The sequence below is a fragment of the Salipiger bermudensis genome, from assembly GCF_017309175.1.
GTDB classification, from domain to species: domain Bacteria; phylum Pseudomonadota; class Alphaproteobacteria; order Rhodobacterales; family Rhodobacteraceae; genus Salipiger; species Salipiger bermudensis.
Genome location: NZ_JAEKJV010000021.1, coordinates 60039 through 73100, shown reverse-complemented (window position 1 = coordinate 73100; position 13062 = coordinate 60039). Strand labels below are relative to the sequence as shown.

The window sequence follows — 13062 nt, the reverse complement described above, 5'->3', positions numbered from 1 at the left end:
CAGCGATGACCCAGGAACCGGAACAGGCCGTCGAGGACACCGACGCGCGCGAGGACGACGCCTACGCGCTGCAGCCGAAGAACGTCGCGGCAATCCTCTTTGCCGTCGATACCGGCGAGCGCGAAAAGCTCATCGAGCTGATGGAGCCGCTGCACCCGGCCGACATCGCCGACCTTCTCGAGCAGATCAACGCCTTCGACCGGATGCGCTTGATCAAGCTCTACGGCAAGGAGTTCGACGGCGACATCCTGTCGGAACTCGACGAGTCGATCCGCGAGGAGGTGATCCGCACCCTGCACCCCGAGGTGCTGGCGGACGCGGTGCGCGAGCTCGAATCCGATGACGTGGTCGACCTGCTCGAGGATCTCGACGAGGCCCAGCAGGAAGCCATCCTCGAGGTGCTCGAGGACAGCGACCGGGTTGCCGTCGAACAGTCGCTGACCTATCCGGAATATTCCGCCGGCCGCCTGATGCAGCGCGAGGTGGTGATGGCCCCCGAGCACTGGAACGTGGGCGAGGCGATCGACTACCTGCGCTCGACCGACGATCTGCCCGAGCAGTTCTATCACATCGTGCTGGTCGACCCGAAGCTGCGCCCGATCGGCAATGTCGGGCTGGGCCGGCTGATGGCCTCGCGCCGCGAGGTGTTGCTGCGCTCGCTGATCTCCGAGACGTTCCACGTCTTCCCGGTGACCCGGCCCGAGGGCGAGGTCGCCTATGCCTTCAACCAGTACCACCTGATCTCGGCCCCGGTGGTCGACGAGAGCGAGCGGCTGGTCGGCGTGATCACCATCGACGATGCCATGTCGGTTCTTGATGAAGAGCACGAGGAGGACATCCTGCGCCTCGCCGGTGTCGGCGAGGAGAGCCGGCTGTCGGACGGCACGGTCGAGACGGTGCGGCAGCGCCTGCCGTGGCTCGCGGTGAACCTCGCGACGGCGGTGCTGGCCTCGTTGGTCATCGCGCAGTTCGAGGACGTGCTGGCGACGGTGGTGGCGTTGGCGGTGCTGATGCCGATCGTGGCCTCCATGGGGGGCAACGCGGGCACGCAGGCGCTGACGGTGGCGGTGCGTTCGCTGGCCACCAAGGACCTGACCTCCAGCAACGTCTGGCGCATCATCCTGCGCGAGCTGTCGGTTGGGCTGGTGAACGGGATCTGTTTCGCTGTGGTCATGGGGGTGCTGGCGCTGCTCTGGTTCGGCTCGCCGGTGCTCGGGGGCGTGATTGCGGTGGCGATGATCATCAACCTGGTCGTCGCCGGGTTGGCCGGCATCGGGGTGCCGGTGGTGCTGGAACGCTTCGGTGTCGACCCGGCGCTTGCCTCGGGTACCTTCGTGACCACGGTCACCGACGTGGTGGGCTTCTTCGCCTTCCTCGGCCTCGCGTCGGCGGTGCTGCTGTGAGCGAGGCGGCTCTGGCCGAGGTCAAAGCGGCGGCCCGCAAGGCCGCCTTCGCGCGGCGCAAGGCGGCGCATGAGGCCGATGCCGGCGCCGGGGCAGGGCGGCTCTCGGAGCTTTTGGCGGGCCATCGCGGTGTACCGCTGGCGGGCTACCTGCCGATCCGCAGCGAGATCGATCCGCGCCCGGCGATGGCCGAGGCCTCCGCCTATGGGCCCGTTGCGGTGCCGGTGATCGAGGCCGCCGGCCAGCCGCTGCGCTTCGCGCTCTGGGAGCCGGAGATGCCGCTGGTGCCGGGTCCGTTCGGTGCCATGGTCCCGGAGGCGCCGGAGTTCGTCACCCCCGAGATCCTGATCGTGCCGCTGGTGGCTTTCACCCGTGCCGGCGCCCGCCTGGGCTATGGCGGCGGCTTCTACGACCGCACGCTGGCGGGGCTGCGCGGGCAGGGCGCGGCACTGGCGATCGGCTTCGCCTACGGCGCGCAGGAGGCCGAGACCCTGCCACTCGATCCGTTCGACCAGCCGCTCGACCTGATCGTCACCGAAACCGAGGTGATCTCTCCGATCTGACGGAACCCGCGCGGCGGTCGCGACGTTGACAGACCGAAGCCCGGGTCCGCCCGGGGGCGCCCCCTCCACACACCCGGGTGCCATCCCCTGTTGACGACTAGGAGTGAGAGATATGCCGCAGAATTTTGTTCCCTTCCTGAGCGAAAACGCCCGCACCGAGATGATCGGCGTCCTCAATGATCGTCTTGCCGACACCATCGACCTGTCGCATGCGGTGAAGCAGGCGCACTGGAACCTCAAGGGCACCGGTTTCATTGGTGTGCACGAGCTGCTCGACGACGTCACTGCCCACCTGCGCGAAGGATCGGACATGATGGCCGAGCGCGTGGCGATGATGGGCGGTCTGGCGCAGGGCACCACCCAGACCGTGGCCGAGAAGAGCTCGCTTGAGCCTTATCCCACCGAGTTGGTCTCGGTCGAGGACCACGTTCAGGCCCTCGTGAGCCGCTTCAACGACTACACCGTGAAGCTGCGCCAAGCCATGGAAGCCGCCGACGAGGCTGGCGATGAAGACACTGCCGACCTTCTGACCGAGGTCAGCCGCAACGCCGAGAAGGACGCCTGGTTCATCGGCTCGAACAGCGCCAAGGCCGCCTGATCCGACAGGCTGAACACCGCTGTTCCGAAAGCAGGGCGCTCCCGCCACGGAGCGCCCTTTGCTTTGCGCGGTCCAAACTGCCTCGCACCAACCACACGCGCCCGCGCCGCCGGGGAAGCGCCTCGATCCGACACGTCCCCCGTCTTCTCTGGTTCCAAAATACCTCGGGGGAGTCGCAGCTTTGCTGCGACGGGGGCAGCGCCCCCGACCTTCATGATCGTCAAGGTCTACGCGACGGGGGGCATTCGCCTGAGCAGTTCAGCCCGAAGCGCGCGCCCTCAGAGCGCCCGCCAGCCGATGTCGCGCCGGCAGAACCCCTCCGGCCAGTCGACCCCGTCCACCAGCGCGTAGGCGCGCTCCGCGGCCTCGGCCAGCGTCGCGCCGCGCGCCGTGGCGTTGAGCACTCGACCGCCGCTGGCCACCACCTTGCCGTCCTTCTCAGAGGTCCCGGCGTGGAACATCTGGTGGAAGCTGTCCTCGGTCAGCCCGTCGAGCCCGCCGATCACCGTGCCCTTCTCGTAGGATCCCGGGTAGCCCTCGGCGGCCAGCACCACGGTCATGGCGTGATCGTCGGCCCAGGTCACCTGCGCCTCCGCCAGACGCCCCTCGGCGCAGGCATGGATCAGGTCGAGCGCCTGCGCGCCCAGACGCATCATCAGCACCTGGCATTCCGGGTCGCCGAAGCGGACGTTGTACTCGACCAGCCGCGGCTGGCCGTCCTCGATCATCAGCCCGGCATAGAGCACGCCGGAATAGGGCGTGCCGCGCCGCGCCATCTCGCGCATGGTGGGCTTCACGATCTCCTCGAGCGCCTTCTCGGCCACTGCGTCCGACAGCACCGGGGCAGGGGAGTAGGCACCCATGCCGCCGGTGTTCGGCCCGGTATCGCCTTCGCCGACGCGCTTGTGATCCTGCGCGGTGCCGATCGGCAGCACGTCCTCGCCATCGACCAGCAGGAAGAAGCTGGCTTCCTCGCCGGTCATGAACTCCTCGATCACCACCTCGGCCCCGGCGCCCCCGAAGGCGCCGCCGAACATGTCGTCGATGGCGGCCTCCGCCGCTTCCACGGTCTCGGCGATGATGACGCCCTTGCCGGCGGCAAGCCCGTCCGCCTTGACCACGATCGGCGCGCCTTGGTCACGCACGTAGGCCTTCGCGGCCTCCGCCTCGGTGAAATGCCCGTAGGCCGCGGTGGGCGCCTTGGCGGCGTCGCAGATTTCCTTGGTGAAGCTCTTCGAGGCCTCGAGCTCGGCGGCGGCCTTCGAGGGGCCGAAGACCGGGAAGCCCGCGTCGCGCAGCGCGTCGGCCACGCCGGCGGCCAGCGGCGCCTCGGGGCCGATGATGATCAGGTCGATGGCGTTCTCGCCGGAGAACTCGACCACCGCGCCGCCATCCTCGATGTCGAGCGAGGCGCATTCGGCGATCTGCGCGATGCCGGCATTGCCCGGCGCCACGATCAGCTTGTCGCATTTGGGGTTCTGCATCACCGCCCAGGCCAGCGCGTGCTCGCGTCCGCCGCCACCGAGAATGAGAATGTTCATGTCCGAAACCCCTTCCGCTTGGTTCTTTCGCCGTCCTAGCCCCGGCTCCGCAAGCGCGCAAGACGCGGCGGCGCCGCGCGCGCCGGCAAACCGCCCCTCGCGGGCGCGAAATCGCGCTTGGAAGGCATTTTCTTCCCCGTGCCGCGCCGCTAGTCTGCGCCACATGGATCTTCTCGACGACGACACCGGCAACACCCCCGAATTTTCCGTCTCCGAACTCTCGGGGGCGGTCAAACGCACGATCGAGGGCGAGTTCGGCCATGTTCGCGTGAAGGGCGAGGTCGGGCGGGTGTCGCGGCCGCGCTCGGGCCATATCTACCTCGACCTCAAGGATGACCGCTCGGTGATCTCCGGCGTGGTCTGGAAGGGCGTGTCGGCGCGGCTCGAGACCCAGCCCGAGGAAGGCATGGAGGTGGTCGCCACCGGGCGCCTCACCACCTTCCCGGGCCAGTCCAAGTACCAGATCGTCATCGAGGACATCCGCCCGGCCGGGCTCGGCGCGCTGATGGCGATGCTCGAGAAGCGCAAGGCGCAACTGCAGGCCGAAGGTCTCTTCGATCCCGCCCGCAAACAACCCTTGCCTTACCTGCCCGAGATCATCGGGGTGGTGACCTCGCCCTCGGGCGCAGTGATCCGCGACATCCTGCATCGTCTGCGCGACCGCTTTCCCCGCAAGGTGCTGATCTGGCCGGTGGCGGTGCAGGGCAAGTCCTGCGCCCCCGAGGTCGCCCGCGCCATCGAAGGCTTCAACGCGCTCAGCCCGGGTGGTGCGATGCCGCGGCCCGACCTGCTGATCGTCGCCCGCGGTGGCGGCTCGGTCGAGGACCTCTGGGGCTTCAACGAAGAGATCGTGGCGCGCGCCGCCGCCGCGTCGACCATTCCGCTGATCTCCGCCGTCGGCCACGAGACCGACACCACGCTGATCGACTATGTCTCGGACCGCCGCGCACCGACCCCCACCGCCGCCGCCGAGATCGCCGTGCCGGTGCGCATGGAACTGCTCGGCTGGACCGGCGAGGCCGGCGCCCGCATGACCCGCGCCATGGGCCAGCGCATCGAGCTGCGCGCGCAGCGCCTGCGCGATCTCTCCCGCGCCCTGCCGCGGGCCGAGACCCTGCTCGACCAGCCGCGCCAGCGCCTCGATCTGCTGGGCGAGCGCCTGCCGCGCGGCCTGATCCGCGGCACCGAGCAGCGCCGCGTCGTCCTGTCCGACGCTGCGGGCGCCCTGCGCCCCTCGCTGCTGTCGCGGGTCATCGCCCACGGCCGCGAATCCCTCGGCCGACGCACCGACCGCCTGTCGCTGCGCCCCGTCGAACGCGAGATCAAACAGGGACGCGAGCGCCTCGCCACGCTGACCCGCCGACTCGACGAGGCCGGCACCCGCCGCCTCGAGACCCCGCGGAGCACCCTCGACGGGCTCACGCGCCTGCTCGAGACGCTGAGCTACAAGGGCACGCTGCAACGCGGCTACGCGGTGGTGCGCAGCGGCGAGAACGAGATCCTTACCCGCAAATCCGCGGCCGAGGCCGCCGGTGCGCTCGAGATCGAATTCGCCGATGGCCGCCTGTCGCTCGGCGCCCCGGGCGCGGCTTCTGTCCCGGCCAGCGCCCCGACAGCTGCAGCCAAGTCCAAACCCTCCGCGTCGCGCCAGAAACGCAAGCCCACCGACACACCGGACCAAGGCAGCCTGTTCTGAGCCCGAGGGCCGGTCACGGCGCCCCTGTCTTCTCTGGTTGAAAAATACCTCGGGGGAGTCCGCGCTCGCGCGGACGGGGGCAGCGCCCCCTCAGACCCCGATCTCGGGGCCGAGGCACATCATCGGGGCCTCGTCCTGACGCGCCTCGTAGAGCACCGTGCTTTCGGGGTCGTTCTCGAACACCGCCCTGAGCCCCGAGCCCTCGCGGAAAAAGCTCCAGCATTGCGGGGTCGGTTGGTCGTCGTAGACGAAGCAGATCTGTCCTGCGTCCTCATACCAGAGGCCGTCCTTGCACTTGCCGTCAAGGAAGGACCAGCGCACGCGGCGGTCGGGGAGGTATTCCTCAACCCCGTAGGCGCTGCCGGCGAGCCCGAAATACAGCGTCTTGCCGAGGGTGTAGCGCTCGAACTCGGCGCCGCTCATCGGCTCGGCGGCGAGGCCGGGCAGGGGCAGGCACATGAGGAGGAGCAGGAGGATATGGCGCATGGTCCAACCCTGCCAGAGCTTGCGCGCCCGGGGAAGGGGCATGCGCCATCAGGTTGGCCAATCCGAGCGAAAATATCGGGTTTGACCGCGCCCGAGCCAAGCAAAAGACTCGGGATTTGAAGGCTGAGTAATTCTATCAACTATATGAATTCATTGAAGAAAAATCTTGACGGTCTGGCCGGGAGCACCTATCCAAGGCTCAACGCCAGCCAGCCACGCACCCAGCGAAACGCCCGGTCCGCAGCCCGCCAGCGATTTTCCCGATTTTGCCCCGGAAGGAGTCCAGCCATGGCCACTGCAGCCTGCAAGACCTGTGCATTCTACGAAGATCACGTCGCCAACGATGCCCACACGCTCGACGATGCGGGCCTGTGCCGCGCCAACCCGCCGGTGAGCCAGACCCAGCCCGACAGCCGCGGCCTCTGGCCGGTGGTCAATGCCACCGACTGGTGCGGCAAGTTCGCCACCGGCTTTGCGGCCGAGTGAGGCCGCAGCGCCTTTCATGACACGTCGCACGGGGCGGGCCATCACGGCCCGCCCCGTTGCGTTTCGCCTCAGGTCCTGCTCCAGCGCCGGGCGCGGGGGTCCATCAGGCGTCGCCATACCGGTGGGATGAGGGCGAGCACCGCCATGACTGGCAGCGCGTGCGGCAGGATCGGCATCGCGGCCCGGTCGATCTCGAGCCCCGGATAGGGGCGGGCGGGGCGGGCATGGTGGTCGGAATGGCGCGGGGCGTTCAGCATCAGCGCCGAGGAGGCCGGCATCGGGGCGTTCCAGCTGTGCTGCGGCCCCACCGGCTCACGCCGCCCCGGGGCCAGCTCCCGGCGCCGCAGCCCGTAGTGCTGCACGTAATCCGACAGCAGAAGCTGCGCCTGCGCGTAGGCGCAAAGCCCGAACAGCGCCAGCATCCCGGCGCCGCCCGCCAGCAACCATGCCAGGCCCAGCGACAGCACCGCGCCACCTGCATAGATCCCATAGGGATGAAGCCCCCGTCGTGACGAGGCGCGGCGGCGCAGCGCGGTCTCGGCGCGCAGTCCCTGCCGGAAGCTGCCGATCCAGGCGCGTGGCGCGAAGGCGTAGTAGCTCTGTCCCAGCGGCGCCGAATTGGGGTCGGCATCGGTGGCCGCATGCACGTGATGCACCCGCAGATGCGCCGAGACGTGGTGGCCGAAAAGCAACGAGGAATAGACCGCGATGCCCAACCGGCGCAGCCCGCGGTCCGGGCGGTGGATCAGCTCGTGGGCATTCGAGTTGCCGACCTGCCCGAGAAACAGCGACAGCGCGAAGAACAGCGCCACGCGGGCTGTCGCGTCGTGCCCGCCGCCGCCGGAGATGGCCCAGACCCCGCCATAGAGCAGTGGAAAGTGCAGCAGCCCCAGCGCAACGGCAAGCCCGTCCCCGGCGGGAAATTCCTCACCCGGATGGTCCGGGGCCGCGAGTGCGGCCAGCTTGTCCAGCGCGAACACCCCGACGGTGATCCCAAGCAGCGCCGCCAGCGCCCAGACATCGCTCCACGCCCCGTTCGAGACGATCGTCGCGCCGAGAAGCGCCGCCATTGTCAGTGTCGCGAACGCGAAACGCGCCATCTGTCGTCCTCTTAACCGTCACGCCTCAGGAATTGCTGAACACGGCGCAGGTGCAGCCGCTTTTCTTGAGCCGCGCGCAGAGCTGGAACGCCTCGCCGCGGTCGCGCCGTCCGATCCGCGCCATCCAGTAACCGCCCTTGGGGCTGGCGCGGCTCTTCTGCCAGACGAGATCGGGCTCCTCGCCCCGCACGAGCGAGGGGCAGATCCGCGTACGGTCGCGATATTGCGAGAGCGCGCGGGTTTTCGTGGTGCCATAGGCCAGCTGCACACCCCACGGCGCGAGGCGCGGTTCGGGCTCGGGATAGGCGGTGAGGCGGCGGTCCCGCGCCAGCTCGAAGCACGCCTCGGCGAAGGGCTTGCCGGGCTGCAGGCTGTAATCGTGGGCCTCGGGCGGGTCCTCGGCCCAGTCTTCCGCCGCGACACCGGTGATGATGCGCACATAGTCCACCGTTTCGCGGGGCAGGGCGGCGGCGCTGTCGGCCACCAGCGCCTCGGCCCGGCGCTCGCCGCCGTTATAGGCCACCGCCGCGAGGCCGGGATTGCCGAAGCGGCGGGCCAGTTCGCCAAGATACTCGGCGGAATATTCCATCGCTTCGGCGGGATTGTAGGGATCGACCAGCCCGCGCAGCTCGGCGGTGGAGGGGATGAACTGCGCGATCCCCTGCGCGTTGGCATGGCTCAGCGCGTTGGGATCGAAGCGGCTTTCCTGCCAGAGGAGCCGGGCGAAGAAGCCCGGGTCGAGCCCGTGACGGGCGGCAAAATGGCCGATTGCCTGGCAGGTGTCGTGCACCGCATGGCTGGGACGGATGCACTGCACCGGCCCGAAGGCACCGGCCGAGCAGAGCGTGCCGGGCTCGTCCGGTGGCGGTGTCTGATCGGCCGCGAGCGGGCCGGTCAGGAAGAAAAGGGAGAACAGGATCGCGACACGCCACATGTGGTTCACTTGGCCTCGCGGGCCTGCGCAGGTCAACTCACACTTTTCACTGACGCCCGGGCGTATTACTTGGGGAGCAGGTACAAAAGGGGTCCGCCACATGTCCTTCTTCGGCAAGCTCAAGAGCAAGCTGTTCAAGTCGTCCTCGAAGCTCGAGGAAGGGCTCGACGCCATCGTGCAGGAGGGCGGGTCGGAAGACGCGCCCGAACCGAGCGCACCGGAGCCCGCTGCGCCGCCGGCCCCGACGCCGTCCGCACCGGAGCCGACACCCTCGGCGCCGCCGGCCCCGGCGGATGTGCCGCCGCCGCCTGCCGAGACGCCGGAGCGCCCCTCCGAGACTCCGCCGGTCGCGCCCGACGAGGCCCCGTCCAAGGCGCCAGAGGAGGCCCCCGCACCGGTCGACCCGACGCCGAGCCCGCTACCCGACCCGGCAGAGACGCCGGAGCCGGGCCCCGACGTGACGCCGCCCGCCGATCCGATCCCGGCGCCGCCCTCCGAGATCCCGTCAGCCCCGCCGCTCGAGATGCCGGCGCCGCTCGATCCGACGCCGGTGGCACCGCCGCAGGAGGCGCCGACCCAGACGCCCTCCAGTGCAAAGCCCGGCCTGCTGGGCCGGCTCTTCGGCCGCGAGATGCCGAGCGCGCCGGTGGTGCGCCGGGTGCTCGACGACGACATGCTCGAAAGCCTCGAAGAGCTGCTGATCGCCTCTGACATGGGCGTCGACACCGCGCTGCGGGTCTCGGCCAACATCGCCGAAGGCCGCTACGGCAAGCGCGTCTCGACGCAGGAGATCAAGGCGGCGCTGGCCGCCGAGGTGGCGCGGGTGATGGACCCGGTGGCCAAGCCGCTGCCGCTCTATCCCAAGAAGCCTCAGGTTGTTCTGGTGGTCGGGGTGAACGGCTCCGGCAAGACCACCACCATCGGCAAGCTCGCCTCGCAGTTCCGCGCCGCCGGCAAGTCGGTGGTGATCGCCGCGGGCGACACCTTCCGCGCCGCCGCGGTCGAGCAACTTCAGGTCTGGGGCGATCGCGCCGGGGTGCCGGTGCTGACCGCGCCCGAGGGCTCGGATCCGGCAAGCCTTGCCTTCGATGCGATGACCAAGGCGCAGGCCGAGGGCGCGGACCTTCTGATGATCGACACTGCCGGACGGTTGCAGAACCGGCAGGACCTGATGGAGGAGCTGGCCAAGATCGTCCGGGTGATCCGCAAGAAGGATCCCGACGCGCCGCACAACACGCTTCTCGTGCTCGATGCCACGACCGGTCAGAACGCACTGACGCAGGTCGAGATCTTCCGGCAGGTCGCGGATGTGTCAGGTCTGGTGATGACCAAGCTCGACGGCACCGCCAAGGGCGGCGTTCTGGTGGCGCTGGCAGACAAGTTCGGCCTGCCGATCCATGCCATCGGCGTGGGCGAGCAGATCGACGATCTGGCGCCCTTCGACCCCGAGGAGTTCGCCGCCGCGCTCACCGGGCTTGAGCAGGGCTGAGCGCGGGCTGATTTCCGAACGTCTGTCGAGGGCCGCGTTAGCGGCCCTCGTCGCTCACTCGTCGCGCGCCTGCTCGGGCCAGAACCATGTCTCGAAGGCGCGCACGATCGTGAGTACCACAACGACGATCAGCGTCGTCATGGCTGCAAGCGGCATCTGCCCCGCGCCGCAGCCAAGCCCCACCGCGCCCGCGAGCCACAGCGACGCTCCGGTGGTGGTGTTGCGCACCTTGCCGCCGCTGGTGAAGATGATCCCGGCGGCAAGGAAGGCCACGCCCGCGGTCACCGCCTCGATCATCCGCAGCGGATCGTTGCGCTGCTCGTCTCCGCCGAACTCCATCGCTGCCAGTTCGCGCCCGAGGATCACGAAGAGGCAGGCGGCGACCGAGACGAGGATGTGGGTGCGCAGCCCGGCCGGCTTGCCACGCCGTTCGCGTTCGAAGCCGATGCACGCGGCCAGAAAGATCGCCGCCAGCAGACGCGCGAAGGCCACCGAGGGCGGCACCGCAGAAAAGGTGCCGGTGAATTCGTCTAGGATCTGCTCGAACATGTCCCCTCCGCTTTGACGTGTGGGCTCAACCCACGGTGAAGCGTCCGGGTTCCCATTGTGAAGGGGCGGGGCAGGGGCTATCTCTGCGGCGACAGAACCGGAGGCCGCATGAGCGCGAAACAGATCAACCCCTTCCTCAAATCGGCGCTCGAGATCGGCCCGATCATCGTCTTCTTCGCCGCCTACCTGCTGCTGAAGGACCGGGTCTTCACCATCGGCGGCACCGAATATCAGGGCTTCATCCTTGTCACCGCCGGCTTCATTCCCTTGATGCTTGTCTGCACCGCGGCGCTGTGGAAGCTCACCGGCCACCTGAGCCCGATGCAGATCGTCACCGCGGTGCTGATCGTGGTCTTCGGCGGGCTCTCGGTCTGGCTCAATGACGAGCGCTTCTTCAAGATGAAGCCCACCTTGATCTATCTGATGTTCGGCGTGGCACTTGGCGTCGGCCTGCTGCGCGGCGAGAGCTACCTGCGCAAGGTGATGGAAGGCCTGATGCCGCTGCGCCACGAGGGCTGGATGATCCTGACCAAGCGCGTCACCGCGCTTTTCTTCGGGCTGGCGCTGCTCAACGAGGTGATCTGGCGCACCATGAGCACCGAGACATGGGTCTATTTCAAGACCTTCGGGCTGACCGCGGCGGTGTTCCTGTTCTTCATGACGCAAGGCAGCCTGTTCAAGCGCTACGGGCTGGAGCAGGAGGGCGAATAGGCCCTTGCGTCTCCTCAGATCTCTGCAAATGCAAAACGGGGCCGGCAGTCTTGCCGGCCCCGTATCGTTTCAGACGTTGGCGTCCTGGAAGGCGTCTTGTCTCAGACCTTGCCGCGGGCGCTTGCCACGATGCAGAACAGCGTCACCAGCGCTGCCGCCAGCAGGTAGTAGCCGACATAGGCAATGCCGTATGTGCCCTGCAGCCAGGTCGCGATGTAGGGCGCGAGCGAGGCGCCCACGATGCCCGCGAAGTTGAAGGTGATCGACGAGCCGGTATAGCGCACACGGGTCGGGAAGGGCGCCGCCAGCGCGGTACCGATCAGGCCGTAGGTCATCCCCATCAGCGCCATCGCCAGCGTCACGAAACCAAGGATGCGGGCTTCGTTCTCGACCATCAGCACCGGCACGAGGAACGAGAAGGCTGCAATCGCCAGCGTGGTGCCGATCAGCACCTGGCGGCGGCCCAGCCGTTCGGCGGTGAGGCCGGCCACCGGGATGAACAGGCCGAAGACGATCGCACCCCAGATCTGGATCGCCAGCGCGTCGGTGAACGGGATCTGCACGACCTTGACGTTGTAGCTCAGCAGGTAAGCGGTGCTGAGATAGAACAGCACGAAGGTCGCCAGCGCCACGAAGGTGCCGAGCACGATGGAGATCTTGTGGTTGGCAAAGAGCTCGATCACCGGGACCGCCACGCGCTCCTCGTTGTCGATGGCCTTCTGGAAGTCCGGCGTCTCGGTGATCGAGAGCCGCACCCAGAGCCCGACGATGATCAGCAGGATGGAGGCGAGGAACGGGATCCGCCAGCCCCAGCTCAGCAAGGTTTCCTCGGGCATGAACTGCAGCAGCAGCCAGAACATTCCCGACGACAGGAACAGGCCCACCGGCGCGCCGAGCTGCGGGAACATGCCGTACCAGTTCTTCTTGCCCTCGGGTGCGTTCTCGGTCGCCATCAGCACCGCGCCGCCCCATTCACCGCCAAGGCCGAAGCCCTGACCGAAACGGCAGAGCGCCAACAGCGCCGGTGCCGCCACGCCGATCTGGGCATAGGTCGGCAGCAGGCCGATCACCACGGTCGAGATGCCCATGGTCAGCAGCGCCGCCACCAGCGTCGCCTTGCGGCCGATGCGGTCGCCGAAATGGCCGAACACGATGGCCCCCAGCGGACGGGCGAAGAACGCGATCGAGAAGGTGGCAAAGGAGGCCAGCAGCGCCGTCATCGGGTCGCTGTTGGAAAAGAACAGCGCCGGAAACACCAGGACTGCCGCCGTGGCATAGACGTAGAAGTCGAAAAATTCGATGGTGGTTCCCACAAGGCTCGCGAGCAGAACCTTGGCGGGAGAGTTGAGCGCCGGCTGCCCCGCGGGGGCGGCCGTTTCAAATTCGGCGGTGCTGTCAGTCATTTTCTTTCTTATCCGTTCGCGTCCGGGACATATTTCTCTTGTGCATGTTCCGTTAACGCGAACACCGGCGAGTGTTAACGCCACCTTCTCTGCTCATTTTACA

General features: G+C 68.2%; 13 protein-coding genes. 7 read left to right on the top strand and 6 right to left on the bottom strand.

Features of this window, described 5'->3' with window-relative positions; all coding sequences use genetic code 11:
• Positions 1–5: 5 nt before the first annotated feature.
• The 3 genes from mgtE to dps all read left to right on the top strand — a co-directional run bounded on the left by mgtE (position 6) and on the right by dps (position 2564).
• Positions 6–1403, top strand: coding sequence for a magnesium transporter (gene mgtE, locus JF542_RS21665; protein WP_007799123.1), 1398 nt, complete (start codon positions 6–8; stop codon positions 1401–1403).
• On the top strand, positions 1400–1966 hold the full coding sequence (locus JF542_RS21660; RefSeq protein WP_007799124.1) for a 5-formyltetrahydrofolate cyclo-ligase: 567 nt from the start codon (positions 1400–1402) through the stop codon (positions 1964–1966). Before mgtE ends, JF542_RS21660 begins: the two co-directional genes overlap by 4 nt.
• 112 nt (positions 1967–2078) lie before the next feature.
• Entirely contained in the window at positions 2079–2564 is a 486-nt protein-coding gene (dps, locus tag JF542_RS21655; protein WP_007799125.1) for a DNA starvation/stationary phase protection protein Dps, read from the top strand.
• 278 nt (positions 2565–2842) lie between these two features.
• Here dps and purD read toward each other — a convergent pair whose 3' ends face one another.
• On the bottom strand, positions 2843–4105 hold the full coding sequence (purD, locus tag JF542_RS21650; RefSeq protein ID WP_207077379.1) for a phosphoribosylamine--glycine ligase: 1263 nt from the start codon (positions 4103–4105) through the stop codon (positions 2843–2845).
• A 163-nt stretch (positions 4106–4268) separates the two neighbouring features.
• Between purD and xseA the strand changes: the two genes are divergently transcribed.
• Positions 4269–5801, top strand: coding sequence for an exodeoxyribonuclease VII large subunit (gene xseA, locus JF542_RS21645; protein ID WP_207077378.1), 1533 nt, complete (start codon positions 4269–4271; stop codon positions 5799–5801).
• Positions 5802–5891: 90 nt separating this feature from the next.
• Here xseA and JF542_RS21640 read toward each other — a convergent pair whose 3' ends face one another.
• Positions 5892–6287, bottom strand: coding sequence for a hypothetical protein (locus tag JF542_RS21640; protein ID WP_207077377.1), 396 nt, complete (start codon positions 6285–6287; stop codon positions 5892–5894).
• Positions 6288–6575: 288 nt separating this feature from the next.
• Here JF542_RS21640 and JF542_RS21635 point away from each other — a divergent pair, with 288 nt between their 5' ends.
• A complete protein-coding gene (locus JF542_RS21635; protein ID WP_007799134.1) occupies positions 6576–6773 on the top strand; it encodes a hypothetical protein in 198 nt (65 codons plus the stop codon).
• Positions 6774–6841: 68 nt separating this feature from the next.
• On the opposite strand, the gene JF542_RS21630 is transcribed toward JF542_RS21635, so the two are convergent.
• Together JF542_RS21630 and JF542_RS21625 are read right to left on the bottom strand one after the other, a co-directional pair.
• Positions 6842–7873, bottom strand: coding sequence for an alkane 1-monooxygenase (locus JF542_RS21630; RefSeq protein ID WP_207077376.1), 1032 nt, complete (start codon positions 7871–7873; stop codon positions 6842–6844).
• 25 nt (positions 7874–7898) lie between these two features.
• Positions 7899–8807 (bottom strand): lytic transglycosylase domain-containing protein, encoded by a 909-nt coding sequence (locus JF542_RS21625; RefSeq protein WP_207077375.1) that lies wholly within the window; start codon positions 8805–8807, stop codon positions 7899–7901.
• A 100-nt stretch (positions 8808–8907) separates the two neighbouring features.
• Here JF542_RS21625 and ftsY point away from each other — a divergent pair, with 100 nt between their 5' ends.
• Entirely contained in the window at positions 8908–10296 is a 1389-nt protein-coding gene (gene ftsY, locus JF542_RS21620) for a signal recognition particle-docking protein FtsY (RefSeq protein ID WP_207077374.1), read from the top strand.
• A gap of 54 nt (positions 10297–10350) precedes the next feature.
• On the opposite strand, the gene JF542_RS21615 is transcribed toward ftsY, so the two are convergent.
• Positions 10351–10845, bottom strand: coding sequence for an MgtC/SapB family protein (locus JF542_RS21615; RefSeq protein WP_007799140.1), 495 nt, complete (start codon positions 10843–10845; stop codon positions 10351–10353).
• Positions 10846–10953: 108 nt separating this feature from the next.
• Here JF542_RS21615 and JF542_RS21610 point away from each other — a divergent pair, with 108 nt between their 5' ends.
• Complete coding sequence (locus tag JF542_RS21610; protein WP_207077373.1) at positions 10954–11556, top strand: inner membrane-spanning protein YciB; 603 nt, start codon at positions 10954–10956, stop codon at positions 11554–11556.
• A gap of 101 nt (positions 11557–11657) precedes the next feature.
• Here the strand turns inward: JF542_RS21610 and JF542_RS21605 are convergent, their stop codons facing one another.
• The gene (locus JF542_RS21605; RefSeq protein WP_007799142.1) at positions 11658–12959 is read right to left on the bottom strand and encodes an MFS transporter; all 1302 of its coding nucleotides are present in this window, start codon (positions 12957–12959) and stop codon (positions 11658–11660) included.
• Between the last annotated feature and the right edge of the window lie 103 nt (positions 12960–13062).